Source organism: Mesorhizobium sp. LjNodule214 (genome assembly GCF_964252735.1).
GTDB lineage: Bacteria > Pseudomonadota > Alphaproteobacteria > Rhizobiales > Rhizobiaceae > Mesorhizobium.
In genome coordinates this window covers 320,836-346,317 of sequence record NZ_CAXUPE020000001.1, presented here as the reverse complement: position 1 = coordinate 346,317, position 25,482 = coordinate 320,836, and the positions used below count along the sequence as shown (strand labels likewise).

Sequence of the window (25,482 nt, the reverse complement as noted above, 5' to 3'; positions counted from 1 at the left end):
TTGATGCTGAGCTGCTTCACACAGGGTCGGCATGAACGACGCCTCCAAAAACCTTCCCGAGAGCATCGCCGCACCAGGCGAACCTGTTAGTGAAGCGGTGGCCGGCGCCATCCTGACAATCGATCTCGGCGCCATCCGTGAAAACTACCGGCGGCTGAAGGCACAACTGGGCGGCGTGCCGTGCGCCGGTGTCGTCAAGGCCGACGGTTATGGCCTGGGGGCAGCCCCCGTGGCGAGGGCGCTGTCGGCCGAGGGCTGCACCATTTTCTTCGTCGCGCTGCTCGCCGAAGGCCTGGCGCTGCGCGGGGCACTCGGACCCCGACCGGCGATCCATGTCCTCAACGGCCTGCCGCCAGGCTCCGAAGCAGAGGCGGTTGCGGCGGACCTCGTTCCTGTCATCAACAGCGCCGGCCAGCTGAAGGCTTGGAGCAACGCCGGCCAGCAGGCCGGATGCAAGCTGCCGGCCGCCATCCAGGTCGACAGCGGCATGTCGCGGCTCGGCCTGCAGCCGGCGGAGGTCGAGGCGATCAGCCAGGATCCGCGCGCTTTCGACGGCGTCAACGTCGTCCTGGTGATGAGCCATCTCGCCTGCGCCGACGAGCCGCAGCATCCGGCCAACGAGCGGCAGTGGCTGGCCTTCGAACGGCTGCGCAAGATGCTGCCCGAGGCCCCTGCCTCGCTCGCCAATTCCTCCGGCATCTTCCTGGGGTCGGCCTTTCATTTCGACCTTGCCCGCCCGGGGGCGGCGCTCTACGGCATCAACCCGACGCCGGGCGAACCGAACCCGATGCTGCCTGTGGTGAGGCTGCAGGCGAAGGTCGTCCAGACGCGCAGCCTCGAAAAGGGTGCCGGCGTCGGCTATGGCCACACATTTCGCGCAACCGGCCCGTTGAGAGCTGCGACGATCTCGCTCGGCTATGCCGACGGCTGGCATCGCCGCGCCGCTTCCGCCGCCTGGTTCGACGCTGTCCGGCTGCCCTTTCTCGGACGGGTGTCGATGGATTCGATCATCCTCGACATTTCCGCGCTGCCGGCCGGCACGCTCGGCGAGGGCGACCTTGTCGAACTGCTCGGCCCGTCGCAGAGCGTCGATGAGGCGGCCGGCCATGCCGACACGATCGGTTATGAGATCCTGACCAGCCTCGGACCTCGCTTTTACCGGCGCTATGTGAACGGGTAGCAACGCGGTACTTGGCGGGCGCTCGAAAATCCGGCAGACAGAGCATGACGACCCGGCCTGACGAGACGTCGTCGTGGAGAGCTATGCGATGAAGATCTTCGTGTTGGGCGGCGGTGTGATCGGGGTCACCACCGCTTATTATCTCGCCGAGGCCGGCCACGAGGTGACGGTGTTCGACCGGCAGAAGGGGCCGGCGCTGGAGACCAGTTTTGCCAATGCCGGCGAGGTCTCGCCCGGCTATGCCTCGCCATGGGCGGGGCCCGGCATTCCGCTGAAGGCGATCAAGTGGCTGCTGATGAAGCATGGCCCGCTGGTGGTGCGGCCCGCCTTCGATCCGCATATGTGGACATGGCTGCTCAAGATGTTGCGCAATTGCACGGCCGAACGCTACGCGCTGAACAAGTCGCGCATGGTGCCTTTAGCCGAATACAGCCGCGATACGCTGAAGGCGCTTCGCGAGACGACGGGCATCGCCTATGACGAGCGGACCAAAGGCACGCTGCAGCTGTTTCGCACGCAAAAGCAGCTCGACGGCACCGGCGGCGACGTCGAGGTGCTGAAGAAATACGGCGTCCCTTATGAACTCCTCGATCCCGAAGGCTGCATCGGAGCCGAGCCGGCATTAGCCGGCGTGCGCGGGAAATTCGTCGGCGGCCTCAGGCTGCCCGGCGACGAAACCGGCGATTGCAAGATGTTCACCGACCGGATGGCCGAGCTCTGCGTGGCGCGCGGCGTCACCTTCGAATACGGGACGACGATCTCGTACATCGTCAGGACCCGCAATCGCATCAAACACATCAACACCGACAAGGGTGGACGATCGGCCGACGCCTATGTGATGGCGATGGGCAGCTATTCGGCCCAGTTCATGCGCAAGCTGAAGCGGCCGATCCCGGTGTATCCGGTCAAGGGCTATTCGATCACGGTGCCGGTCAAGGATGCCGCCGCCGCACCCGTCTCGACGGTGATGGACGAGACCTACAAGGTGGCGATCACCAGGCTTGGCGACCGCATCCGCGTCGGCGGCACGGCGGAGATTTCAGGCTTCGATCTCAGGCTGCACGAAACGCGCCGGCGCACGCTGGAGCATTCGGTCGGCGATCTGTTTCCGGGCGGCGGTGACCTCAAGGCGGCGAGCTTCTGGTGCGGCCTGCGGCCGATGACGCCGGACGGGCCGCCGCTGATCGGCCAAAGCGAACTGTCCAACCTCTACCTCAATACCGGCCATGGCACGCTCGGCTGGACCATGGCCTGCGGCTCGGCCAGGGTGCTGGCCGACATCATCTCCAACCGGGTGCCGGAGATCAACGCACGCGACCTCAGCCCGGACCGGTATCTGAAATAGAGGCGCGGCGAGTCGGTCGAGGCTGGAGGGACAGCAGGATCGCTACAGAGCGTTTCTTCTGCTCCGCTGATGTTCAAAACGCCTGCTTCACCCAGCCCTCTGAGAACAGCAGCCGGTAGGCCCAGGGGATCGTCACCTCGGTGGATACCGGGTTCGAATGGGCGAGATAGTCGTCATAGACCGGCTTCATGCGGGCGGTAGAAGGCGGGATCGAGCACCATCATGCCGTTTTCCGAGTCGTGGAAGAAGCTGCGGTTGTTGAGGTTGACCGACGAGATCGTCACCAGCCTTTCGTCGATCATCATGATCTTGGAATGCAGCACGACGTCGGGCGCCTTGAATTCGCGGATGTCGATGCGGTCGCCATATTTCTCGACGAACAGCTTGTTGAGCGCGGTGAGGAACTTGCCGCCGATGTCGCCCTTGAGGTCGATGCGGCCGACGATATCGATCTTCACCCCGCGCGCCAGCGCCCGGTCGAAGGCCAGAGCGAGCTTTGGCGTCAAATTGAGATAGGGATTGACGATCTGGATGTGGTGCTCGGCGGTGTCGACCAGCTCGACGAAGTAATTCTCCAGCGCATGCCCGTCCTCATAGGGTACGGAAATGAAATGCCGCGCCACGCCTGACGGTTGCCGGCCTCTGCTTCGGACGGAGATGGAGAACGGCCGGGAGATGTCGGTGTCGGCATCGTGCAGCCACAGGGTCGAAAGATGCGCGGCGAGCGTTTCGACAGTTGCCGGGTCGGCGATCTCGATGTCGAAGTCGCTCCAGTTCGAATAGTAGTTCAGCGAGAAGCCGTCGGTTTTGCCGTATTGCTGCAGGTAGGGGTAATGCGACAGGTCGACCGGCTTGTGGAACAGGAAGCCGTCATGGATGTTGCGGCCGCCGATGATGACGCGCGAGCGGCCGGGGTCTTCGGCCAGCGTCGCCAGCATCTTGACGTGGTGGGTCTTGTGCAGCTGCGACAGCTGCTCGTCGATCGGTGCGCCGCGGTCGGCCTGCCAGCGGTATTCCTGCAGTTCGACGTTGGGGAACTCCGCCGCCAGCCGGTGCAGCATGGCGTCGTCCTTCTCGCGCTCCAGCACGTCGGTCACCATGATGCGCACCTTGGTGCCCAGGGCGGCATGGTGGCGGACCAGCCGCTCGATGATGCGGCCGGAAAAATCCGCCTTGAATTCCAGCGACGACAGATAGATCAGCTTCAGCCTTGGTGCGTGCGAGAAATCGAGCGGCAGTTCGGGATCGCCCTTGTCGAAAGCGCTGTCCGGCAGCCTTGCGCCCAGCAAGGCTTCGACCTTGGCGTTGAAACCATCACGCGACTTGCGCAGCAGGTGCGGCTCAGCGAGCGGCATCGCGCAGGTCAGCGACAGCCAGCGGCTGGCATAGAAGACGCGGTCGAGTTCCCCCAGCCCGGCCGGAGCGGGCTCCGGGCAGCGCTGGTAAAGGCTGTCGAGTGCCGCAAGCGCCCGATCGGCGGTCTCTTCGCGGAGGATGGTGAGCAGTGCGCCGGCCGGCGCCAGGCTGGAGCGGATTTTCAAGTCGCAGCGGTTCAGCGTCTCGTCCGGAAACAGGCTGATGGACGTGTCGCTCGCCGGCAGGCGGAAGCTGAAGGCCGAACCCCGCTCTATGGTGCGGGAGCGGCCACCGGCGCGGATCGCCAGCGCTCCGTCGCAGGCGCCGCCGATGTCTACGGGCTGGCTGCCGGCCTGGCGCAGCACGATCTCGACCGAGCGCGCCTGCAGGCCGGAAAAGCCGAACGTCTTGGGCTCGGAAGGCCGGGCCGCGGCGTCGACATAGAGCGTCTGCCGCGACACCCGCCAACGCGCCGTGAAGTGGCCTTCACCAGGTTTGCCATGCGTCGGCGGCACCTGTGTCGCGACGACTGGCTTCGCCAGCCGCTCAAGCGTCCGGTATGTCGCCTGGAAATCGCTGTTGGCGATGTCGTGGCGGTCGTGGCCGAAGGGGCCTGTGCCGTTCGCCCGGTCCATGGCACCGATCTCGTTGTGGGCGAGCAGCGCCAGGAACTGCTTCTCGTAATCGCTCTCGCCAGACTCGCCGAAATACTGGGCAGCCGCGATTTCCGGTCCGGGCGCCTTGGCCGACAGGGACGGGCGCGCGCAGGCGGTTTCGCCGGGAAAGAAGTCGCATGTGCGATGATGCGGGCTGGCGCAACCGGCCAGCGCTGCCAGCGCCAGCCAGGCCAGGACCAGGCATCCGATATTGCGCTGACTCACCCTGTCGCCCCGTTCATCGCCTTGAGCTGGGCGGGATCGCGTGGCGGCATGAAGCCTTGCGGAAACACCTTGCAGACGGGGACAGCGAACGTGGCAATCAAAAGCTCAGCCTCGTTGCGCATGGTCCTCGGCGCGGTCTTGTCGTCACGGATCGTCCGTGCCGAGGCGACAAGCGCGCCGTCGCAATCGCAATGATTTTGGCGGGCGATGTAGCAGGCGTCATGGCTCTGGCAAGCCGCATCGAGGCGGGAGACCGGCCGCAACGACAGGTCGCCGCTGCGCGTGCCCGGTCCGCAATAATTGCCGAAGACGAAAGGCGAGGGGCGGGCCATGGCATAGCGGATCGGCTTCGGCAATTCCGCTTCGGTACCTTGGTCCAGGGGTTGGCGCAGCCCGACAGGAAAACCAGCGGCAGGATGGCAAGAACGGCTCGCATTGTTTCCGCGCCAGCTTTCGAAAATGTGCCACCCGGCGCTTTGCCGCTCGGTGGCTGATGCCACACTGGCCGATTTTGTGGCAAGGGCAAGGCGCTCAGACGAACAGCGTTCGCTCGCGCTCCACTGCCTTGGTGATGAAATTGGCGACCACCTGGACGCGGCGCAGCGGCCTCACCGATTCGTGATAGACCAGCCAGTAGGCGCGGCGGATCGGGGCCACGATGTCGACGGGCACCAGCTCCGGCATCGAGCGTGCGACGAAGGTGTGCAGGATGCCAATGCCGGCGCCGGAGCGCACGGCTTCGGCCTGGCCGAGCGCCGACGAAATGGCGAAGCTGGTGCGCCAGTCGGCGCTGAACTCGGCCGCATAGTCGAGCGAGGGGCTGACGATGAGGTCGGGCACATAGCCGATCAGGTTGTGTGAGCCAAGCTCGGCGGCCGTTTGCGGCAGGCCATGCGCCTCGGCATAGGCGCGGGAGGCGAACAGACCGAGTGTGTAGTCGACCAGTTTTCCCGCCACCAGCCGGCCCTCGGTCGGCCGCTCGACGGTGATGGCGATGTCGGCCTCGCGCCTGGACAGCGAGAAGGAGCGCGGCACCGGCACCAGCTGGATGGTGAGCTCGCGGTGAAGTGTCGTCAGCTGGCCGAGGTGCTTGGCCAGGAAGGCGACGCCGAAGCCGTCGGGCGCGCCGATGCGCACCGTGCCCGAGATGTCGTCGCCTTCGCCGGCCACGGTCGAACGCGCGGCGATCATGTCGCTCTCCATGCGCTCGGCGATGTCGAGGAAGCGTTCGCCGGCCGGCGTCAGTTCGCTGCCGGTGGTCAGCCGGCGAAAGAGTTTTGTCCTGAGCGCATCCTCGAGTGCTGCAATGCGCCGCGAGACGGTGGCGTGGTTGAGCTCCAGCCGCCTGGCGGCGCCGAGGATTTGCCCGGCGCGCGCCACGGCGAGGAAGATGCGGACGTCATCCCAGTTCATGGGGGGCCGCCTTGGGAACGAGCGCCGCGTTCCTGCCCACCCCCCTCTGTCCTGCCGGACATCTCCCCCGCAAGGGGGAAGGTTGGATGTCATCCCGGCTTTCGCCAATCTCCATCGTGGCAAGAATGAGCGGTGCGCTGAAGCCGGCGATCTCCCCCCTTGCGGGGGAGATCGCCGGCAGGCCAGAGGGGGGTGTGAAGGAACGCAACCGTTCAGTCCTTACAGCAATCGAACAACACTTATCATTTGCGGGATTTGATGCACAGTCGCCGAGCGCACTCTATTTACCGCACAACGGTTGCGTTCTGGCTCGCGTTGCCATCACCCCGGCAAAGGCGGACAATGCCTCATCCAAACCAAGGGAGAGAGATCATGATCGAGTACGGTCATTACATCGGCGGCAAGCATGTCGCCGGAACCAGCGGCCGCAAGCAGGACGTCATGCAGCCGATGGACGGCTCCGTGCGTGGCACGGTGGCGCTGGCTTCGCAGGCGGAACTGCGCGCGGCGGTCGAGAACGCCAAGGCGGCACAGCCGAAATGGGCCGCCACCAACCCGCAGCGCCGCGTTCGCGTCCTGATGAAATTCCTCGAACTGGTGGCCAGGGACTATGACCAGCTGGCCGATATCCTGGCGCGCGAGCATGGCAAGACCATTGCCGACGCCAAGGGCGACATCCAGCGCGGCCTTGAAGTGGTCGAAGTCTGCATCGGCGCGCCGCATATGATGAAGGGCGAATTCACCGACGGCGCCGGCCCCGGCATCGATGTCTATTCGATGCGCCAGCCGCTCGGCGTCGTCGCCGGCATCACCCCGTTCAACTTCCCCGCGATGATCCCGCTGTGGAAGATCGCCCCGGCGATCGCCTGCGGCAACGCCTTCATCTTGAAGCCGTCCGAGCGTGACCCGGGCGTGCCGATCCGCATCGCCGAACTGTTTCTCGAGGCCGGCCTGCCGGCTGGCATCCTCAATGTCGTCAATGGCGACAAGGAAGTGGTCGACGCCATCCTCGACGATCCCGACATCAAGGCCGTCGGCTTCGTAGGCTCGACGCCGATCGCCCACTACATCTATTCGCGCGGCACCGCGGCCGGCAAGCGCGTGCAGTGCTTCGGCGGCGCCAAGAACCACATGATCATCATGCCCGACGCCGACATGGACCAGACCGTCGACGCGCTGATCGGCGCCGGCTACGGCTCGGCCGGCGAGCGCTGCATGGCGATCTCGGTGGCTGTGCCGGTCGGCAACGACACCGCCAACCGGCTGATGGAAAAGCTGATCCCGCGCGTCGAAAGCCTGAAGGTCGGCCCGTCGACGGACTCTTCCGCCGATTTCGGCCCGCTGGTGACGGCGCAGGCGCTGGAGCGGGTCAAGGGCTATGTCGACATCGGCGTCAAGGAAGGCGCCAGCCTGGTCGTCGACGGCCGTGGCTTCTCCATGCAGGGCTACGAGAACGGCTACTATATGGGCGGCTGCCTGTTCGACAACGTCACCGCCGACATGCGCATCTACAAGGAAGAGATCTTTGGGCCGGTGCTCTCGGTGGTGCGCGCGCCGACCTACGAGAACGCGATCAAGCTCGCCAACGACCACGAGATGGGCAATGGCGTCGCCATCTTCACCCGTGACGGCGATGCCGCGCGCGACTTCGCCTCGCGGGTCCAAGTCGGCATGGTCGGCGTCAACGTGCCGATCCCGGTGCCGATCGCTTATTACACCTTCGGCGGCTGGAAGGCATCGTCCTTCGGCGACCTCAACCAGCACGGCCCGGACGCGTTCCGCTTCTACACCAAGACCAAGACGGTCACCTCGCGCTGGCCGTCCGGCATCAAGGACGGCGCGGAGTTCGTCATTCCGACGATGAACTGATCCAGTTTCGACCGACCGAAAATAGAGGCCCGGCACCAGCGCCGGGCCTTTTGCTTTGGATCGCGGCCGATATCCGCCAGAACGCTAATGTGATGGAACCAGGCGGGTGGCAGCAGCCTTACACCACAATCCCGCCGCGCAGGAGCGCGGCGGATCAATTGATGGCGGTGGCGAATGTCTAGGGGCGTCACCCTGGTGTGAGGAGGTGTGAGATGACACGTCTCACGGCAATGATACTTTGCGTGGCAGCGTCCGCGTCCATTGCTGCCCCGGCAACGGCGGCCGAGCAATGCGCGGCGCGCGCCGACATGGTCAAGGCGCTTGGCGATAGATTCCACGAAAGCGAAACAGCGCGCGGCCTGGTCAATCCAAGCGTGATCCTTGAGGTCTTCGTTTCCGAGCAGGGCACTTGGACGATCCTTGCCACCGACACGCAAGGTCAGAGTTGCGTCATCATGGCGGGCGAAGGTTGGGACGGTGCGACGATGGTGGCTGCCCTGCCGGGCACCTGAAGGTTTTCCAAGGCTGTTGCGGCATGGCCAGACCGCGACTGTCCTTCGGATCCAAAAGGGAACAAGCGGGCGTCCTCGCGCGGCGCCCGCTTGTTATTTTCCTTGGTCAACACCATATATGGAACATAGCGGGAACATCCGCTGGACGGCAGACCGGAACACAGAAAGGAGCGACGCGATGAAGACGTCGGAACCGGCCTGGATCGTCCCGGCAAAATGAGGCCGTCAAATCACTTCCTCTTGCCGGGACGCGATGGCAAAGGAGGTGCTTTATGGCACGCAAATCTCTGTCAGCTTGGGTGAAAACCCTGGTTCTTGCCGGCGCGCTGGCGATGGGCACGAGTGCCGCCAGCGCCCAGTACCAGTTCTGCGTCGAGCACGGCGTTCTCGTCGCGCATCTGAGTGAGAATTTCCAGGAAAGGCAGTTTGCGCTCGGGCTGATCGGTCAGACCGCGATCATGGAAGTCTTCGTCGGTGAGAGCGGAACCTGGACGATCGTCGTCACCGATGTCGCCGGCACAAGCTGCATCATCGCAGCCGGCAACAATTGGGAAAACGTGGTGGCCCAGTCCGGCCACGATGCATGACGGAACGGGCGCCATGCCTTGCGTCACCCCCGCCGTCGAAAGCCGATGAACGATGGCCTCGCCGGCAGCATGGTCACGCGCCGATCTTCAGTGTCGTGATCCGGTCGCCGTCCAGCGTGAAGTTGTAATGGAGTGCCGCCGGACTGCCGGCGAAATTGCCCGACACGATGCCGGCGACCCGCCACGCATGGCCGTTGACCGTCGCGTCGGCGACCTCGACGGTCACCCGGTATTTGCGTGTGGTTGCTTCCATCCAGTTGCGGATGGCGGCTGGCCCCTGATGGGTTTCGCCTTCATCCCGGACGGTTGCGTCCGGCGAGAAGGGGACGAGCATCCCGTCGATGTCGTGCCTGTTTTTGGCGGCAAAATAGTCCACCAGCGGCTGGGGAAGTTTTATGGTCATGGGCTCGTCTCCGGTTCCGATAACCGCTGTCGGCCTGACGTCCGCAGTGCTTGTTCGGTCTCTAAAATGAGATATGCTGCGGAAATGACAAGAACCGACGAAAAAGTAAGGTACTTACCTGAAAGTAAGGTGGAACCTGCAAGCAAGGTCGAGGCATTGACGCCGTTGTCAGCGGCGAACGGCGTGGAGAATGTACTGCGCATCCTCGAAGGTCGCTGGAAGCTGGTGATCCTGTTTCACCTGTTCGGCGGCAAGGTGCTGCGCTTTTCCGATCTCGAACGGGCGATCCCGGCGATCTCGCAGAAGATGCTGATCCAGCAACTGCGGCAGATGGAGGCCGACGGCATCGTGCGCCGCATCGTGCACCACCAGGTGCCGCCGAAGGTCGAGTATTGCCTGACCGACTGGGGTCAAGCGCTGTGCCCGGCTCTCGACGCCTTGTTGAAATGGGCGGCGCACAAGGGTCCGGCCGAAGGCTGACTTAGATTACCGCGTCGCCGCCGTCTCGGCATGGCCACGCAGCAGCGCCATCAGCCGCTTGGCGTCCTTTGCTGCTCCTTCCTCGTCGCCATCGAGGATCGAGCGGATCAGCGCGACATGGTGCTCGGCCGATTCGGCCAACCCGGTATCGGCCTTGTAGCGGAACCAGAAGCGGCGGCTGTGGGTCTGCAGGGGCGCGGCCAGCCGCGCCGCGAACGGATTGTCGGCAGCCAGCGCCAGCGCCTCGTCGAGCGCCTTGTCGGCCTGGATGAAGGCAAGCACATTGCCCGAGATCACCGCCTTCTGCATGGCAAGGGCGGCTTCGTGAAACAGGTCGGCGGCCTCGCGGGTGACGAAGCGGGCGGCCGAGCGGGCCAGCACCACCTCGACGCCGCGACGTGCGTCGAGGACGCGCAGCCAGTCGCCGGGATGGAGCGGAGCAATCGCGATGCCGGCGCGCGGCCGGACATCCAGCAGGCCTTCCCAGGCCAGGCGCTGAATCGCCTCGCGTACCGGCGTGCGGCCGAGGCCGAGGCGCTCGATCAGCGCGCCTTCGGTGACGAAGCTGGCCGGCGCCAGTTCGAGCGTTACGATCATGTGCTCAAGCGTGCGATAGGCCTTCGCCGCCGCTGGCTCGGAGCCAGATATATCATCCCACAATGCCATCGTGCCCTCTGATATATGTTAGATATATCATAACAGATTCCGCGTTGACAGCGGGTTTCTTATCAAATATATCACTGATATATCAGATGGAGAGATAGACATGTGGACCGGAGTATTCCCCGCCGTCACGACCAAATTCACCGAGGACGACCGCCTCGACCATGCCGAGATGGAGCGCTGCTTTGCGCTGCAGATGGAGGCCGGTTGCGACGGCATCATCGTTTGCGGCTCGCTCGGCGAAGGGCCGATGCTGTCGCATGACGAGAAGATCGAGGTGCTGAAGACCGCGCAGAAGGTTGCTGGCAAGAAGCCGGTGCTGTTGACGGTCAACGAGGCCGGCACACGCGAAGCCGCCAACATCGCACGCCGCGCCGCCAAGGAAGGCGCCAACGGATTGATGGTCGTGCCGAGCCCGATCTACCACACCAATCCGGAAGAGACGATCGCGGCGCTGCGCGCCGTCGCCGAGGCCGGCGACCTGCCTGTCATGATCTACTCCAACCGGCTCGCCTACCGCGTCGACGTCACCGTCGACCAGATGGAGGAGCTGGCGGCCGACAAGCGCTTTGTCGCCATCAAGGAATCCTCCGACGACATCCGCCGCTCGACCGAGATCATCAATCGCCTCGGCACACGCTACGATCTATTCACCGGCGTCGACAATCTCGCCTTCGAGGCGCTGTCGGTCGGCGCTATCGGCTGGGTGGCCGGGCTGGTCACCGCCTTCCCGCGCGAGACCGTCGCCATCTACCAGCTGATGAAGCAGGGTCGCCGCGAGGAGGCTCTCTCCATCTATCGCTGGTTCCGGCCGCTGCTCGACCTCGACGTGTCGACCTATCTGGTGCAGAACATCAAGCTTGCGGAAGTGTTTGCGATCAACACCAACGACCGCGTGCGCATGCCACGCCAGCCACTGTCGGGCGAGCGCCGCAAGGCGGTCGAGAAGATCGTCAAGGACGCGCTGGCGGTGCGGCCGAAGCTGCCGCAGTTCTAGGTCTCTTCTCCCCGCTCACGGGGGTGAGGCGTGGTCCGCGTAGCGGACGAAAAGCCAGTACTGGCTTTTCGAACGGTGAACGCCCGGAGCGATAGCGAAGGGCAATGGCGGCAGCCAGATGAAGGGCAGCACCAACGTGCAAGGAAATTCCGAACCGGCAAACGAAGGGCGCCGCCCCTCATCAGCCCTTCGGGCACCTTCTCCCCTTGAACGGGGAGAAGGGGAAGACATCGCCATCGTCGGGGGTGGCATCATCGGCATCTGTGCCGCGGCCTATCTGGCCGAGGCGGGACGAAAGGTCACGATCTTCGACCGGACGGGCATTTGCGAGGAGACAAGCTCCGGCAATGCCGCCGCCTTCGCCTTTTCCGATGTGCTGCCGCTCGCGCACAAGGGCATGATCAGGCAATTGCCGAAATGGCTTGCCGATCCGCTGGGGCCGCTCAGCATTCCGCCCGCCTATCTGCCGAAACTCCTGCCCTGGCTGTTCCGTTTCTGGCGCGCCGGGCGCAGCGATCGCTATGAGGCGAGCCTCGCAGCGCAGGCCGGCATGATGAAGCTTGCCGAGGCAGAATGGATGGCCTTGCTCGATCGCTCCGGCACGCGGCCGATGCTGCGCGAGGACGGCTCGCTGGAGTTTTACGAGTGCGAGGCCGAGTTTCGCGCTTCGCTGCCGAGCTGGGCGGCGCGCGAGCGTTTCGGCATCAGCTTCCGCCATGTAGAGGGTGAGGAGCTGGCAGGTTTGCAGCCGGGGCTTTCGCCGCGTTTCATCAAGGCCACGTTCGTGCCGGGATGGAAAACCGTGGCTGATCCCAAATTGCTCGGCAAGGCGGTCTGGGCCTATGCCGAGAGGTTAGGCGCCCGTTTTGAAAAGGTGCGGGTCGAGCGGGTCGACGTGAGGCAAGATGGCGCGACGCTGACATTTGCCGATGGCGCCACCAGAAAGGCAAGGCAGCTCGTCGTCGCCGCCGGGGCATGGTCGCATCTGTTGGCCAAGGATCTCGGCGAGCGCATCCCGCTCGAGACCGAGCGCGGCTACAACACGACGCTGCCGAAGACCGCCTTCGACGTGAAGCGGCAGCTGATCTTCTCCGGCCATGGCTTCGTCATCACGCCGCTCGAAACGGGCTTGCGCGTCGGTGGCGCGGTAGAACTCGGCGGCATCGAGCGCCCGCCGAATTTCGCGCGCTCGAAGGCCATGCTGGAAAAGGCGAAAGCATTCCTGCCGGGGCTCGATCCGGCCGGCGGTCGCGAATGGATGGGGTTCCGGCCGTCGCTGCCGGATTCGCTGCCGGTCATCGGCGGTGCCCGGAAGAGCCCGTCGGTCCTCTATGCCTTCGGCCACGGCCATCTCGGCCTGACCCAGTCGGCGGCCACCGGCCGCTTGATCCGCGATCTCGTTCTCGGGCAGACTCCGCCGATCGATCTCGCGCCTTTCAGTCCACAACGGTTTTGAGTTCCAGGAGACGTCATGGCCAGGCAATCCTTCTTCTGCATCGACGGCCATACCTGCGGCAATCCGGTGCGGCTGGTCGCCGGCGGCGGGCCGCGGCTCCAGGGTTCGACGATGATGGAGCGGCGCGCGCATTTCCTTGCCGAATATGACTGGATCCGCACCGGGCTGATGTTCGAGCCGCGCGGCCACGACGTGATGTCCGGCTCGATCCTCTACCCGCCGACGCGCGAGGACTGCGACATCGCCATCCTGTTCATCGAGACCTCGGGCTGCCTGCCGATGTGCGGCCATGGCACCATCGGCACGGTGACGATGGCGATCGAGCACGGGTTGATCAAGCCGAAGACGCCGGGCGTGCTGAGGCTCGACACGCCGGCCGGCCTGGTCATCGCCGAGTACAAGCAGGTCGGCGAGTATGTCGAGGAGGTGCGCATCACCAATGTGCCGTCCTTCCTCTATGCCGAGGGCCTGACGGTGGAATGTCCGCAGCTCGGCGAGATCAAGGTCGACGTCGCCTATGGCGGCAATTTCTACGCCATTGTCGAGCCTCAGGAGAATTATCGCGACATGGCCGACCATTCCGCCGGCGATCTCATCGCCTGGAGCCCGGTGGTGCGGCAGCGGCTGAACGAGAAGTACACATTCGAACATCCCGAGAATCCCGGCATCAACCGGCTGTCGCACATGCTGTGGACCGGCAAGCCGACACATCCTGAAGCGGATGCGCGCAATGCCGTCTTCTACGGCGACAAGGCGATCGACCGCTCACCTTGCGGCACCGGCACCTCGGCGCGGATGGCGCAGCTGCATGCCAAGGGCAAACTCAAGGCGGGCGACAGCTTCGTGCATGAATCGATCATCGGCTCGCTGTTCAAAGGCCGGGTCGAAAAGGAAGTCAGCGTCGCGGGCAAGCAGGCGATCATCCCCTCGATCGGCGGCTGGGCGCGAATGACCGGACTGAACACCATCTTCATCGACGACCGCGATCCGTTCGCGCATGGGTTCATCGTCAAGTGACGTCGATTGGGCCGACCTGAGATTCTTTCTCGGCGGAAACCTCCTGGCGAAACCAGTCGGCGAATTTGAGCGCTGCCGGTGATGCTTGCGCCGACATTGTCAGGAAGTAGCCCTTGTCGCGGTTCGTCGCCACCTCCGACAGAACGATCAGGTCGCCACGCCTTAACTCGTCGCGAAAAACCTCGACCGGACAGAGCGCCACGCCGTGACCGGCGATGACCGCCGTGGCAAGAATGTTGAAGTCGGCGAAGACCGGTCCGTTGCCTACATCGACCTCGGGTAGTCCGGCCTCCAGAAACCATTCACGCCAGCCGTGTCGGCTCTCGTCGTGCAGAAGGTCGGCGGCGGCGATGCCGGCTGGCGTGCGCAGATGCTCCCTGCGTGCAAGATAGTGCGGGCTGCACACCGGCCGATTGAAGCGGGAAAACAGTCTTAGGCTGGTGACGTCGGGAGATGGATCGGCGCCGAGCGTGATCAGCACGTCGTTCTGGCCGTCGCCGAGCCTTTCGTCGGCCTTGGCGTAGGCGACCCTCATGCCGATACCCGGATGACGGGCGGTAAAGTCTGCCAGACGCGGCACCAGCCAGCGGCTAGCAATGGAAGGGATACAGCCGACGGACAAGGTCTCCAGCGTGGCATTGCGCCGTATTCGGCGGCACGTGGCGCCGAGTTCGGCAAGCGCGCTGCTCGCCGAGGCCTGCAGGATCACCCCCGCTTCCGTCAGGCGAACCTTGCGGGCATCCCGGTGAAAGAGCGAAACGCCCAGCCATTCCTCCAGCCGCCTGATCTGGTGGCTGATGGCGGGATGGGTGACGTGAAGCTCTTCGCCGGCAGCCGAAAAGCTCAGATGGCGAGCAGCCGCCTCGAAAGCGCGAACGGCATTCAGTGGGATGTAGTCCATCTGTAAAATTTACTAACATATCGCGTGAGAAGCAATCATTTGAAAGCGTGCCTTCGCTGCGGCATTCCTGCGGTCGGTGTAGCCTTCTAGAGAGCGATCATGTTTACAAGACAACTGACTGATGTAGAAAAATCTGACTTCTTCGTCGATTGGGGCAATGGCACGAGCCATCGCCTGCTGACGCAGCAGGACGGCATGGGCTTCACCGTCTGCCATACCGTCGTGCGTGCAGGTAGCGAATCACGCCTGCATTACCGGCGGCATTTCGAGGCTTGCTACTGTATCGCCGGCGCAGGCGAGGTCGAGGACATGGCCGGTCGGGTGCACCGGATCGAGCCGGGCACGATCTATGTGCTCGACGAGCATGACGAGCATTATCTGCGTGCGGACGCGGCCAGCGACATGGTCCTGGTCAGTGTCTTCAACCCGCCGCTGAACGGCACCGAGCGGCACGTTCTTGGTCAGGATGGCGGATCGGCCTACTGAGTTCTGGCGAGGCGATCATCGATCGGCGGCTGGGCGCGGATGACCGGACGGAACACCATCTTCATCGGCGACCGCGATCCGTTCGCGCACGGGTTCGTCGTCAAATAGGGAGAATCCTGACCCTGCGGAAACAGGAGGAGCGCAGACGGGGCGATCTCGGCCGGCGCAACGATCCCGCTCATCACCTAATCTTGACGGCGATTTCTTCGAAACAGGGTGCATGATGCGGCCGAATCGTCAAAGACATTGCGTTATGCCAATGATAGGGTCCGCGATAGTCCAGAGGTCGGGTAGCAAAAAACGGGCAATCGAAAGGCGTGCCGGCAAAAGACGCGCGACGATTGAAAAAATCACGTTGCAATCCGGGCTCGAAACTTTACGACTAGGGGAAATACGAAAAGGAATGCGTCCGCAAAGGCGACATTCCAGGGGAGCCACGGCAGTATGCAGTACTTCGTCCAGCAGCTTATCAATGGGCTGACGCTGGGATCGATCTATGGGCTGATCGCAATCGGCTATACGATGGTCTACGGCATCATCGGCATGATCAATTTCGCCCATGGCGACATTTTCATGGTCGGGGCCTTCGCCGCCCTCATCGTCTTCCTCATCCTCGGCGCCCTGTTTTATTCGGTGCCGATCGTCATCGCGCTGCTGATCATGATGATCGTGGCGATGCTGCTCACCAGCCTCTACAACTGGACGATCGAGAAGGTGGCCTACCGGCCGCTGCGCGGCTCGTTCCGGCTGGCGCCGCTGATCACCGCGATCGGCATGTCGATCGCACTCTCCAATTACGTCCAGGTGACGCAAGGCCCGCGCAACAAGCCGGTCCCGCCGATGGTGTCCAAGGTCTACACGATCGAGGGCGTCAGCGTGTCGCTGAAGCAGATCATCATCGTTCTGGTTACGGCAATCCTGCTGGCGATCTTCTGGTACCTCGTCAACAGGACCTCGCTTGGCCGGGCGCAGCGCGCCTGCGAGCAGGACCGCAAGATGGCGGCACTGCTCGGCGTCGATGTCGACCGCACCATCTCCATCACCTTCATTATGGGCGCCGCCCTTGCCGCCGTCGCCGGCACGCTGTTCCTGATGTATTATGGCGTCGTGGTGTTTTCCGACGGCTTCACGCCCGGTGTGAAGGCCTTTACCGCGGCCGTCCTCGGCGGCATCGGCTCGCTGCCCGGCGCCGTGCTCGGCGGGCTGTTGATCGGTTTCATCGAGAGCATGTGGTCGGCCTATTTCTCCATCGACTACAAGGACGTCGCCGCCTTCTCCATCCTGGCGATCGTGCTGATCTTCCTGCCGTCCGGCATTCTGGGCCGGCCAGAAGTCGAAAAGGTCTGAGCTCATGGCAGTCACCGTTTCCCCGGAGCGCGACGTCGTCGCCAGCCCCATCCAGCGTGCCTTTCGCGAGGCGCTCTATGCCGGCGCCATAGCGCTCGGCCTGTTCGTGCTGTTCATCGGCCTGAAGACCGACCAGAACATCTCCAACGAGCTGATCCTGGTGCAGCGCTGGGGGCTGCTCGCCATAGTGGTGATCCTCACCGCTGCCGGACGCTTCCTCTATGTCGGCTTCGCGCAACCAGCGCTCGAGCGCGCCAAGGCACAAAAGGCCCAGGCTCCGGCAGTCGCGGCGCAACCCGGTTTCGTGCGCCGCAACTTCAACACCATCGGCATCACCGTGCTGTTCCTGTATCCGATCGTGATCGTTATGCTGGTCGGCTTTCAAGGTTCGCTGAAGTGGGTCGATAATTTCGGCATCCAGATCCTGATCTATGTGATGCTGGCATGGGGCCTGAATATCGTTATCGGTCTCGCCGGCCTGCTCGACCTCGGCTACGTCGCCTTCTATGCGGTCGGTGCCTATGCCTACGCACTGCTCGGCACGCATTTCGGCCTGTCATTCTGGATCCTGCTGCCGGCCGCCGGCCTGATGGCCGCGTTCTGGGGCGTGATGCTCGGCTTTCCAGTGCTGCGCCTGCGCGGCGACTATCTGGCGATCGTGACGCTGGCCTTCGGCGAGATCATCCGGCTGGTGATCATCAACTGGCGCGAGGTGACCAATGGCTCGGCCGGCATTTCCGGCATTCCAAAGGTTTCTTTCTTCGGCCTGATGTCGTTCAACGTCTCCGATCCGAACTACATCTCCAAGGTTCTTGGCATCGCCCAATCTGGCGCCTACTACAAGATTTTCCTCTATTATCTCATCCTGCTGCTCTGTCTGCTCACCGCATTCGTCACCATCAGGCTGCGCCGCCTGCCGGTCGGTCGCGCCTGGGAAGCCCTGCGCGAAGATGAGATCGCCTGCCGCTCGCTCGGCATCAACACCACCACCACCAAGCTCACCGCCTTTGCCACGGGTGCCATGTTCGGCGGCTTCGCCGGCTCGTTCTTCGCCGCGCGGCAAGGCTTCGTCAGCCCGGAATCCTTCGTCTTCCTGGAATCGGCGATCATCCTGGCCATCGTCGTGCTGGGCGGGATGGGCTCTCTGGGCGGCATCGCCGTTGCGGCGCTGGTGATGATCGGCGGTACGGAAATCCTGCGCGAACTCGATTTCCTGAAGCGCATCTTCGGTCCCGACTTCACACCCGAACTCTACCGCATGCTGCTGTTCGGCATGGCCATGGTCATCGTCATGCTGTGGAAGCCGCGCGGCTTCGTCGGCAGCCGTGAACCGACAGCCTTCCTAAAGGAGCGAAGGTCGGTGTCGGGGTCCTTCACCAAGGAAGGACACGGCTGATGAATGCGGACCCGTCCATGAACGACGCCATCCTGCAGGTCGAGCATCTGTCGATGAAGTTCGGCGGTCTGGTTGCCATCGGCGACCTTTCCTTCCAGGCCAGCCGCGGCGAAATCACCGCGCTGATCGGTCCGAACGGCGCCGGCAAAACCACGGTGTTCAACTGTATCACCGGCTTCTACAAGCCGTCGGAAGGCATGATCACGCTCAACCGCAGCGACGGCTCGAGCTACCTGCTCGAGCGCTTGCCGAACCACGAGATCCCGGCGCGCGCCAAGGTGGCGCGTACCTTCCAGAACATCCGCCTGTTCTCGGGCATGACGCTGCTGGAGAATCTTCTGGTTGCCCAGCACAACAAGCTGATGAAGGCGTCGGGCTATACGATGCTTGGCCTGTTCGGCTTCTCGAGCTACCGCAAGGCATCGGCCGAATCGATCGACCTGGCCAAGCACTGGCTGGAGAAGGCCAACCTCGTCGACCGCGCCGACGATCCGGCCGGCGACCTGCCTTATGGCGCGCAGCGGCGCCTGGAAATTGCGCGCGCCATGTGCACGGGTCCGGAGCTTTTGTGCCTCGACGAGCCGGCCGCCGGCCTCAACCCGAGGGAATCGGCGGCGCTCAATGCGCTGCTGATGGACATCAGGAACACCACATCGATCCTTCTGATTGAGCACGACATGTCGGTGGTCATGCAGATTTCCGACCATGTCGTGGTGCTCGAATACGGGCGCAAGATCTCCGACGGCAATCCGCAATCGGTGCGCACCGACCCGCGCGTCATCGCCGCCTATCTCGGCGTCGACGACGAGGAGGTCGAGACGGTGCTGACCGAGGTCGGCGACGAGGACGTCATCGAGCAGTTGGACATCGGTCCCGACGCCGCGCACGGCCCAGCCACGTCGTCTTCGTTTCTTGCCGGACCGGTGACCGACACGATCGGCCGTAGCGAGGGCGAGCGCGTCAGGGTGTCGAAGGGCGCCTCGAAAGCAGAGCAGGTCGATGCAAAGGCCAATGCCGCGCCAAGAAAGCCTGCCGAGCGGGCCACGGCCAAGCCCGCTGGGAAATCCTCGACAGCCAAGCCGCGCGGAGGGCGTAAGTAATGGCCGCTACAACGCTGCTCGATATCAAGGGCGTCGAGACCTACTACGGCAATATCAGGGCGCTGAACGGCGTCGACGTCAGCGTCAAAGAGGGTGAGATCGTGGCGCTGATCGGTGCCAACGGCGCCGGCAAGTCGACGCTGATGATGACCATCTTCGGCGCGCCACGGGCTCGCGCCGGCACCATCACCTTTTCCGGCACCGACATCACGCAGATGCCGACGCACGAAATCGCGCGCATGCGCATCGCCCAGTCGCCGGAGGGTCGCCGCATCTTCCCGCGCATGACGGTGATGGAAAACCTGCAGATGGGCGCCAGCCTCGACAACCTCAAATATTACGATGAGGACGTCGAGAGGGTGTTCACGCTGTTCCCGCGCCTGAAGGAGCGCATCGCCCAGCGCGGCGGCACGCTGTCGGGCGGCGAGCAGCAGATGCTGTCGATCGGACGCGCGCTGATGGCGCGACCGAAGCTGCTTCTGCTCGACGAGCCGTCGCTGGGTCTCGCGCCGCTGATCGTCAAGCAGATCTTCGACGCCATCCGCGAATTGAACCGCACCCAGGGGCTGACCGTGTTCCTGGTCGAGCAGAACGCCTTCGGCGCGCTGAAGCTCGCCACCCGGGGCTACGTCATGGTCAACGGCAATGTGACGATGAGCGGCACCGGCAAGGAGTTGCTCGCCAATCCGGAAGTGCGCGCCGCCTATCTCGAAGGCGGACACCACTGAGTTCGGAGCGGAATGTGTGCATTCGTTATTCCGCTCCAAATTGTTTGTTTGTCGCATGATCTTTGTCCGAAAAGTCTGCAACTTTTCGGGATCATGCTAAGGAGACATCAATCATGCAGGGCATTCTCTACGAGGAACCCTCGATCTGGCAGTTCTTCTTCGTCACCTGCCTGCTCGGCGGCTGGGCCGCATGGATGACGGGCAAGGCAAGCGCGCAGACCTGGCGCAGCTTCTTCCAGCTGTTCCTGTTCATGCTGGGCCTCGGCATCGGCATCAGGTTCATCCATCACGCGCTGTTCGATGGCACGATGTTTTCGCTGCATTACTACATCATCGATACCATCGTGCTGATAATAGTTGGCTTCGTCGGCTATCAATACACGCGCACCAACCAGATGGTGACGCAGTATAATTGGCTCTACGAAAGAGCATCGCTTTTGAGCTGGAAACCAAAAGGCTGACGTTCATGATTAACGCCGTTTCAGGGATGAATCGGCGTGACAAGCGCCTGAAAATCGGCAAAGTACGCTTTCTGCGAGCAAGAGTGGGCATCGCATGAAAGTATCATCCACGCCCACTCCGTAAATGGGAGCGTTTTACATGAGAAAGTCACTTCTGTCCGCCGTCGCCGTGACCGCGCTTGTCGCGTTCAGTGGCAACGCGTGGGCTGACATCCTGATCGGCGTCGCCGGTCCGATCACTGGTCCGAACGCAGCGTTTGGCGCCCAGTTGCAGAAGGGCGCCGAGCAGGCTGCCGCCGACATTAACGCGGCCGGCGGTATCAACGGCGAGCAGATCAAGCTCGAGATCGGCGACGACGTGTCCGATCCGAAGCAGGGCATCTCGGTTGCCAACAAGTTCGTCGCCGACGGCGTCAAGTATGTCGTTGGTCACTTCAACTCTGGCGTCACCATCCCGGCGTCGGATGTCTATGCCGAGAACGGCATCCTCGTCATCACGCCTTCGGCGACCAATCCGCAGCTGACCGAGCGCGGCCTGTGGAACACGTTCCGCACCTGCGGACGCGACGACCAACAGGGCAAGGTTGCCGGCGACTATCTCGCCGCGCACTTCAAGGACGGCAAGATCGCAGTCGTCCACGACAAGACGCCTTATGGCCAGGGCCTCGCTGACGAAACCAAGAAGTCGCTCAACGCCGCCGGCGTGACCGAAGCCATGTATGAGGGCATCAATGTCGGCGACAAGGACTTCTCGGCCCTCATCGCCAAGATGAAGGACGCCGGCGTCTCCGTCGTCTATTATGGCGGCCTGCACACCGAGGCTGGCCTGATCATGCGCCAGCTCGCCGACCAGGGCCTCAAGGCCCAGTTCATGTCCGGCGACGGCATCGTGTCGAACGAACTGGCGTCGATCGCCGGCGACGCCGTCGACGGCACGCTGATGACGTTCGCTCCCGATCCGCGCAAGAACCCGAACGCCAAGGAACTCGTCGAGAAGTTCCGCGCTGCCGGTTTCGAGCCTGAAGCCTACACGCTCTACTCCTATGCTGCCCTGCAGATCGTCGCCGCCGCCGCCGCCAAGGTCGGCGCCTCCGACGACGCGCAGAAGGTTGCAGCAGAGATCAAGGCGAGTGGCCCGTGGAAGACGGCCATCGGCGACATCGGCTATGACGCGAAGGGCGACATCACCCGCCCGGACTACGTCATGTACACCTGGAAGAAGGGCGACGACGGTAAGTACACGTACGTCGAGCAATAAGCCGGCAAAAGACTGAAATCCGGAAATGCCCGGCGCGCTGCGCCGGGCATTTTTCGTTGTTGGCGCGAACAAACCATTTAAATCGGTTTAGATGTCGCGCGAATCCGTTTGCACTGCAGCATTTTCACGCTAATCATTGCGGCAGCCCCCATCCTCTCCGCCTTTGGAGCGCAGTCCTTGGCCATCACGAAAATCCTCGTCGCCAACCGGTCCGAAATCGCCATCCGCGTCTTCCGCGCGGCCAACGAGCTTGGCCTCAAAACCGTGGCGATCTGGGCCGAGGAGGACAAATATTCGCTGCACCGCTTCAAAGCCGACGAAAGCTACCAGGTCGGGCGCGGGCCGCATCTCAGCAAGGACATGGGGCCGATCGAAAGCTATCTGTCGATCGAAGAGGTGATCCGCGTCGCCAGGCTTTCGGGCGCCGACGCCATCCACCCCGGTTACGGGCTGCTGTCGGAGAGCCCCGAATTCGCCGAGGCCTGTGCGGTGGCCGGGATCACCTTCATCGGCCCCAAGCCGGAGACGATGCGCCGGCTCGGCAACAAGGTCGCGGCGCGCAACCTGGCAATCGAGGTCGGCGTGCCAGTCGTGCCCGCCACCGAGCCGCTGCCGGACGACATGGAGCAGGTCAAGGCGCTGGCCAAGACCATCGGCTACCCGGTGATGCTGAAGGCATCGTGGGGCGGCGGCGGCCGCGGCATGCGTGCCATCCGCTCCGAGGCCGATCTCGCCCGCGAGGTCATGGAAGGCAAGCGCGAGGCCAAGGCTGCGTTCGGCAAGGACGAGGTCTATCTCGAAAAGCTGATCGAGCGCGCCCGCCATGTCGAGGTGCAGGTGCTGGGCGACACGCATCGCAACGCCGTGCATCTGTTCGAGCGCGACTGTTCGATCCAGCGCCGCAACCAGAAGGTCGTCGAGCGCGCGCCGGCGCCCTATCTCAGCGAGGCGCTGCGCCAGGAGTTGTGCGGCTATGCGCTGAAGATCGCCGGCGAGACCGCCTATGTCGGCGCCGGAACGGTCGAATTCCTGCAGGACGCCGACACCGGCAAGTTCTATTTCATCGAGGTCAATCCGCGCATCCAGGTCGAGCACACCGTCACCGAGCAGGTGACCGGCATCGACATCGTCAAGGCGCAGATCCACATCCTCGACGGCTTTGCCATCGGCACGCCGGAATCGGGCGTGCCGGCGCAGAAGGATATAAGGCTGAACGGCCACGCGCTGCAGTGCCGCATCACCACCGAAGACCCCGAGCACAATTTCATCCCGGACTATGGCCGCATCACAGCCTATCGCGGCGCCACCGGCTTTGGCATCCGTCTCGACGGCGGCACCGCCTATTCGGGCGCGGTCATCACCCGCTTCTACGATCCGCTGCTGGAAAAGGTGACGGCGTGGGCGCCGACGCCGTCCGAGACCATCGCCCGCATGAACCGCGCCTTGCGCGAGTTCCGCATCCGCGGCGTGGCGACCAACCTCACCTTTCTCGAAGCGATCATCAATCACCCGAGCTTCGCCGACAATTCCTACACGACCAGGTTCATCGACACGACGCCCGAGCTGTTCGAGCAGGTCAAGCGGCAGGACCGCGCGACCAAGCTGCTCAACTATCTGGCCGATGTCAGCGTCAACGGCCATCCCGAGACGCGCGGCCGTCCGATGCCCAAGGCCGATGCGGCGGCACCGGTGGTGCCCTATCTGAACGGCAATGTGCCTGGCGGCAGCAAGCAGAAGCTCGATGCGCTCGGCCCGGAGAAATTCGCGGCGTGGATGCGTGCGCAGAAAGAGGTTCTGGTCACCGACACGACGATGCGCGACGGGCACCAGTCGCTGCTCGCCACCCGCATGCGCACGCATGACATCGCCGGTATTGCCGGCACCTATGCACGGGCGCTGCCGCAGCTTCTGTCGCTCGAATGCTGGGGCGGTGCGACCTTCGACGTCGCCATGCGCTTCCTCACCGAGGATCCGTGGGAGCGGCTGTCGCTGGTGCGCGAGGCGGCGCCCAACCTGTTGCTGCAGATGCTTCTGCGCGGCGCCAATGGCGTCGGCTACACCAACTACCCCGACAATGTCGTGCAGCATTTCGTCCGCCAAGCGGCTAGCGGCGGCGTCGACCTGTTCCGCGTCTTCGACTGCCTGAACTGGGTGGAGAACATGCGCGTCGCCATGGACGCGGTCGGCGCCGAAGGCAAGCTGATCGAAGCGGCGATGTGCTACACCGGCGACATACTCGATCCGGCGCGGGCCAAATACGACCTCAAATATTATGTCGGGCTGGCGAAGGAACTGCAGGCCGCCGGCGCCCATATCATCGCGGTCAAGGACATGGCCGGCCTGCTGAAGCCAAGTGCGGCGCGCGTGCTGTTCAAGGCGCTGCGCGGGGAGACCGATCTGCCGATCCATTTCCACACGCATGACACTTCGGGCCTGTCGGCGGCTACGGTGCTTGCGGCGGTGGAAAGCGGTGTCGACGCCATCGACGCTGCGATGGATTCCTTCTCGGGTAACACGTCGCAACCATGTCTCGGCTCGATCGTCGAGGCGCTGAAGGGCACCGAGCGCGATCCGGGACTCGATCCGCAATGGATCCGCCACATCTCGTTCTACTGGGAAGCGGTGCGCAACCAGTACGCCGCGTTCGAGAGCGACCTCAAGGGACCGGCCTCGGAAGTCTATCTGCACGAGATGCCGGGCGGCCAGTTCACCAACCTCAAGGAGCAGGCGCGTTCGCTGGGGCTGGAGACACGCTGGCACGAGGTGGCGCAGACCTATCACGACGTCAATCTGATGTTCGGCGATATCGTCAAGGTGACGCCGTCATCCAAGGTCGTCGGCGACATGGCGCTGATGATGGTAAGCCAGGACCTGACCGTCGCCGATGTCGAGAATCCCAGCAAGGACATCGCCTTCCCGGACTCCGTGGTGTCGATGCTGCGCGGCGATCTCGGCCAGTCGCCCGGCGGCTGGCCGCCAGCGCTGCAGAAAAAGGCGCTGAAGGGCGACAAGCCGATCACGGCGCGGCCGGGCTCGCTGCTCAAGCCGGCCGATCTCAAGGCCAGCCGCAAGGAGATCGAGCAGAAGCTCGAGCGCAAGCTCAGCGAGTACGAATTCGCCTCCTGGCTGATGTACCCGAAGGTGTTTTCCGACTTCGCCGCCACGCAGGAGATCTATGGGCCGGTCAGCGTGCTGCCGACGCCGACCTATTTCTACGGCATGAAATCGGAAGACGAGATCTTCGTCGACATCGAGAAGGGCAAGACGCTGGTGGTGCGCTGCCTGGCGATCGGCGATGTCGACGAGAAGGGCATGGTCACCGTGTTCTTCGAGCTCAACGGCCAGCCGCGCCGCGTGAAGGTGCCGGACAGGGCGCATGGCGCCTCCGCTGCCAAGGCACGGCGCAAGGCCGAGCCGGGCAACGAGGCGCATGTCGGCGCGCCGATGCCGGGCGTGGTCTCCGCGCTTGCCGTTGCCGCCGGCCAGGCGGTCAAGGCCGGCGACGTGCTGCTCTCCATCGAGGCGATGAAGATGGAAACGGCGCTGCATGCCGAGCGCGACGGCACCGTTGTCGAGGTGCTGGTCAAGGCCGGCGACCAGATCGATGCGAAGGATCTGCTGATCGCCTTCGGTTAAGGGTGTCGAT

Annotated in this window: 22 protein-coding genes and 2 pseudogenes; 18 read left to right on the top strand and 6 right to left on the bottom strand. The window is 63.7% G+C overall.

Features of this window, described 5'->3' with window-relative positions:
- Window positions 1–31: 31 nt before the first annotated feature.
- Window positions 32–1,180: an alanine racemase gene (gene alr / locus ACSQ3Z_RS01660; RefSeq protein WP_436169663.1), complete on the top strand. Its 1,149-nt coding sequence runs from the start codon at window positions 32–34 to the stop codon at window positions 1,178–1,180.
- 88 nt (window positions 1,181–1,268) lie between these two features.
- On the top strand, window positions 1,269–2,525 hold the full coding sequence (locus ACSQ3Z_RS01655; protein WP_436169662.1) for a D-amino acid dehydrogenase: 1,257 nt from the start codon (window positions 1,269–1,271) through the stop codon (window positions 2,523–2,525).
- Window positions 2,526–2,698: 173 nt separating this feature from the next.
- On the opposite strand, the gene ACSQ3Z_RS01650 is transcribed toward ACSQ3Z_RS01655, so the two are convergent.
- The 3 genes from ACSQ3Z_RS01650 to ACSQ3Z_RS01640 all read right to left on the bottom strand — a co-directional run bounded on the left by ACSQ3Z_RS01650 (window position 2,699) and on the right by ACSQ3Z_RS01640 (window position 6,175).
- On the bottom strand, window positions 2,699–4,762 hold the full coding sequence (locus ACSQ3Z_RS01650) for a phospholipase D-like domain-containing protein (protein ID WP_436169661.1): 2,064 nt from the start codon (window positions 4,760–4,762) through the stop codon (window positions 2,699–2,701).
- Window positions 4,759–5,118: a hypothetical protein gene (locus ACSQ3Z_RS01645; protein ID WP_436169660.1), complete on the bottom strand. Its 360-nt coding sequence runs from the start codon at window positions 5,116–5,118 to the stop codon at window positions 4,759–4,761. The genes ACSQ3Z_RS01650 and ACSQ3Z_RS01645 overlap by 4 nt, the downstream gene beginning before the upstream one ends.
- Window positions 5,119–5,293: 175 nt before the next feature.
- Window positions 5,294–6,175, bottom strand: a complete 882-nt coding sequence (locus tag ACSQ3Z_RS01640) for a LysR family transcriptional regulator (protein WP_436169659.1) — start codon at window positions 6,173–6,175, stop codon at window positions 5,294–5,296.
- A gap of 372 nt (window positions 6,176–6,547) precedes the next feature.
- Here ACSQ3Z_RS01640 and ACSQ3Z_RS01635 point away from each other — a divergent pair, with 372 nt between their 5' ends.
- The 3 genes from ACSQ3Z_RS01635 (at window position 6,548) to ACSQ3Z_RS01625 (ending at window position 9,143) form a co-directional block, all read left to right on the top strand.
- A complete protein-coding gene (locus ACSQ3Z_RS01635; protein WP_436169658.1) occupies window positions 6,548–8,044 on the top strand; it encodes a CoA-acylating methylmalonate-semialdehyde dehydrogenase in 1,497 nt (498 codons plus the stop codon).
- A 212-nt stretch (window positions 8,045–8,256) separates the two neighbouring features.
- Window positions 8,257–8,556, top strand: a complete 300-nt coding sequence (locus ACSQ3Z_RS01630) for a hypothetical protein (RefSeq protein ID WP_436169657.1) — start codon at window positions 8,257–8,259, stop codon at window positions 8,554–8,556.
- A 272-nt stretch (window positions 8,557–8,828) separates the two neighbouring features.
- Window positions 8,829–9,143: a hypothetical protein gene (locus ACSQ3Z_RS01625; protein WP_436169656.1), complete on the top strand. Its 315-nt coding sequence runs from the start codon at window positions 8,829–8,831 to the stop codon at window positions 9,141–9,143.
- A 73-nt stretch (window positions 9,144–9,216) separates the two neighbouring features.
- On the opposite strand, the gene ACSQ3Z_RS01620 is transcribed toward ACSQ3Z_RS01625, so the two are convergent.
- Window positions 9,217–9,546, bottom strand: a complete 330-nt coding sequence (locus ACSQ3Z_RS01620) for a nuclear transport factor 2 family protein (RefSeq protein ID WP_436169655.1) — start codon at window positions 9,544–9,546, stop codon at window positions 9,217–9,219.
- Between the two features lie 156 nt (window positions 9,547–9,702).
- Here ACSQ3Z_RS01620 and ACSQ3Z_RS01615 point away from each other — a divergent pair, with 156 nt between their 5' ends.
- A complete protein-coding gene (locus ACSQ3Z_RS01615) occupies window positions 9,703–10,026 on the top strand; it encodes a winged helix-turn-helix transcriptional regulator (RefSeq protein ID WP_436171811.1) in 324 nt (107 codons plus the stop codon).
- 6 nt (window positions 10,027–10,032) lie between these two features.
- On the opposite strand, the gene ACSQ3Z_RS01610 is transcribed toward ACSQ3Z_RS01615, so the two are convergent.
- Window positions 10,033–10,692, bottom strand: coding sequence for a GntR family transcriptional regulator (locus ACSQ3Z_RS01610; protein WP_436169654.1), 660 nt, complete (start codon window positions 10,690–10,692; stop codon window positions 10,033–10,035).
- 100 nt (window positions 10,693–10,792) lie between these two features.
- On the opposite strand from ACSQ3Z_RS01610, the gene ACSQ3Z_RS01605 reads away from it, so the two are divergent.
- From ACSQ3Z_RS01605 to ACSQ3Z_RS01595, 3 genes are all read left to right on the top strand, one after another.
- A complete protein-coding gene (locus ACSQ3Z_RS01605; RefSeq protein WP_436169653.1) occupies window positions 10,793–11,686 on the top strand; it encodes a dihydrodipicolinate synthase family protein in 894 nt (297 codons plus the stop codon).
- 118 nt (window positions 11,687–11,804) lie between these two features.
- Window positions 11,805–13,142 (top strand): NAD(P)/FAD-dependent oxidoreductase, encoded by a 1,338-nt coding sequence (locus ACSQ3Z_RS01600; protein WP_436169652.1) that lies wholly within the window; start codon window positions 11,805–11,807, stop codon window positions 13,140–13,142.
- A 15-nt stretch (window positions 13,143–13,157) separates the two neighbouring features.
- Complete coding sequence (locus ACSQ3Z_RS01595; protein ID WP_436169651.1) at window positions 13,158–14,159, top strand: 4-hydroxyproline epimerase; 1,002 nt, start codon at window positions 13,158–13,160, stop codon at window positions 14,157–14,159.
- On the opposite strand, the gene ACSQ3Z_RS01590 is transcribed toward ACSQ3Z_RS01595, so the two are convergent.
- On the bottom strand, window positions 14,152–15,060 hold the full coding sequence (locus tag ACSQ3Z_RS01590) for a LysR substrate-binding domain-containing protein (RefSeq protein WP_436169650.1): 909 nt from the start codon (window positions 15,058–15,060) through the stop codon (window positions 14,152–14,154). The genes ACSQ3Z_RS01595 and ACSQ3Z_RS01590 overlap by 8 nt on opposite strands.
- A gap of 99 nt (window positions 15,061–15,159) precedes the next feature.
- On the opposite strand from ACSQ3Z_RS01590, the gene ACSQ3Z_RS01585 reads away from it, so the two are divergent.
- The 9 genes and pseudogenes from ACSQ3Z_RS01585 to pyc all read left to right on the top strand — a co-directional run bounded on the left by ACSQ3Z_RS01585 (window position 15,160) and on the right by pyc (window position 25,472).
- Window positions 15,160–15,546, top strand: coding sequence for an ectoine synthase (locus ACSQ3Z_RS01585; RefSeq protein ID WP_436169649.1), 387 nt, complete (start codon window positions 15,160–15,162; stop codon window positions 15,544–15,546).
- Between the two features lie 18 nt (window positions 15,547–15,564).
- Window positions 15,565–15,654 (top strand): annotated as a pseudogene (locus tag ACSQ3Z_RS01580) (proline racemase family protein); the annotation flags it as partial.
- A 336-nt stretch (window positions 15,655–15,990) separates the two neighbouring features.
- Window positions 15,991–16,893, top strand: coding sequence for a branched-chain amino acid ABC transporter permease (locus ACSQ3Z_RS01575; protein WP_436169648.1), 903 nt, complete (start codon window positions 15,991–15,993; stop codon window positions 16,891–16,893).
- Between the two features lie 4 nt (window positions 16,894–16,897).
- On the top strand, window positions 16,898–18,289 hold the full coding sequence (gene livM / locus ACSQ3Z_RS01570) for a high-affinity branched-chain amino acid ABC transporter permease LivM (protein ID WP_436169647.1): 1,392 nt from the start codon (window positions 16,898–16,900) through the stop codon (window positions 18,287–18,289).
- Window positions 18,289–19,380, top strand: a pseudogene (locus ACSQ3Z_RS01565) (ABC transporter ATP-binding protein); the annotation flags it as partial. The gene livM and the pseudogene ACSQ3Z_RS01565, both read left to right, overlap by 1 nt.
- A gap of 8 nt (window positions 19,381–19,388) precedes the next feature.
- Window positions 19,389–20,117, top strand: coding sequence for an ABC transporter ATP-binding protein (locus ACSQ3Z_RS01560; RefSeq protein WP_436169646.1), 729 nt, complete (start codon window positions 19,389–19,391; stop codon window positions 20,115–20,117).
- A gap of 113 nt (window positions 20,118–20,230) precedes the next feature.
- On the top strand, window positions 20,231–20,578 hold the full coding sequence (locus ACSQ3Z_RS01555) for a DUF6867 family protein (protein ID WP_436169645.1): 348 nt from the start codon (window positions 20,231–20,233) through the stop codon (window positions 20,576–20,578).
- Window positions 20,579–20,717: 139 nt separating this feature from the next.
- Window positions 20,718–21,836: a branched-chain amino acid ABC transporter substrate-binding protein gene (locus ACSQ3Z_RS01550; protein ID WP_436169644.1), complete on the top strand. Its 1,119-nt coding sequence runs from the start codon at window positions 20,718–20,720 to the stop codon at window positions 21,834–21,836.
- 177 nt (window positions 21,837–22,013) lie between these two features.
- Window positions 22,014–25,472: a pyruvate carboxylase gene (gene pyc / locus ACSQ3Z_RS01545; RefSeq protein WP_436169643.1), complete on the top strand. Its 3,459-nt coding sequence runs from the start codon at window positions 22,014–22,016 to the stop codon at window positions 25,470–25,472.
- Window positions 25,473–25,482: the final 10 nt, after the last annotated feature.

Coding starts and splice junctions, on each gene's coding strand:
- alr (WP_436169663.1), top strand. CDS start 32: ATGAACGACGCCTCCAAAAACCTTCCCGAGAGCATCGCCGCACCAGGC.
- ACSQ3Z_RS01655 (WP_436169662.1), top strand. CDS start 1,269: ATGAAGATCTTCGTGTTGGGCGGCGGTGTGATCGGGGTCACCACCGCT.
- ACSQ3Z_RS01640 (WP_436169659.1), bottom strand. CDS start 6,175: ATGAACTGGGATGACGTCCGCATCTTCCTCGCCGTGGCGCGCGCCGGG.
- ACSQ3Z_RS01635 (WP_436169658.1), top strand. CDS start 6,548: ATGATCGAGTACGGTCATTACATCGGCGGCAAGCATGTCGCCGGAACC.
- ACSQ3Z_RS01630 (WP_436169657.1), top strand. CDS start 8,257: ATGACACGTCTCACGGCAATGATACTTTGCGTGGCAGCGTCCGCGTCC.
- ACSQ3Z_RS01625 (WP_436169656.1), top strand. CDS start 8,829: ATGGCACGCAAATCTCTGTCAGCTTGGGTGAAAACCCTGGTTCTTGCC.
- ACSQ3Z_RS01620 (WP_436169655.1), bottom strand. CDS start 9,546: ATGACCATAAAACTTCCCCAGCCGCTGGTGGACTATTTTGCCGCCAAA.
- ACSQ3Z_RS01610 (WP_436169654.1), bottom strand. CDS start 10,692: ATGGCATTGTGGGATGATATATCTGGCTCCGAGCCAGCGGCGGCGAAG.
- ACSQ3Z_RS01605 (WP_436169653.1), top strand. CDS start 10,793: ATGTGGACCGGAGTATTCCCCGCCGTCACGACCAAATTCACCGAGGAC.
- ACSQ3Z_RS01600 (WP_436169652.1), top strand. CDS start 11,805: ATGAAGGGCAGCACCAACGTGCAAGGAAATTCCGAACCGGCAAACGAA.
- ACSQ3Z_RS01595 (WP_436169651.1), top strand. CDS start 13,158: ATGGCCAGGCAATCCTTCTTCTGCATCGACGGCCATACCTGCGGCAAT.
- ACSQ3Z_RS01590 (WP_436169650.1), bottom strand. CDS start 15,060: ATGGACTACATCCCACTGAATGCCGTTCGCGCTTTCGAGGCGGCTGCT.
- ACSQ3Z_RS01585 (WP_436169649.1), top strand. CDS start 15,160: ATGTTTACAAGACAACTGACTGATGTAGAAAAATCTGACTTCTTCGTC.
- ACSQ3Z_RS01575 (WP_436169648.1), top strand. CDS start 15,991: ATGCAGTACTTCGTCCAGCAGCTTATCAATGGGCTGACGCTGGGATCG.
- livM (WP_436169647.1), top strand. CDS start 16,898: ATGGCAGTCACCGTTTCCCCGGAGCGCGACGTCGTCGCCAGCCCCATC.
- ACSQ3Z_RS01560 (WP_436169646.1), top strand. CDS start 19,389: ATGGCCGCTACAACGCTGCTCGATATCAAGGGCGTCGAGACCTACTAC.
- ACSQ3Z_RS01555 (WP_436169645.1), top strand. CDS start 20,231: ATGCAGGGCATTCTCTACGAGGAACCCTCGATCTGGCAGTTCTTCTTC.
- ACSQ3Z_RS01550 (WP_436169644.1), top strand. CDS start 20,718: ATGAGAAAGTCACTTCTGTCCGCCGTCGCCGTGACCGCGCTTGTCGCG.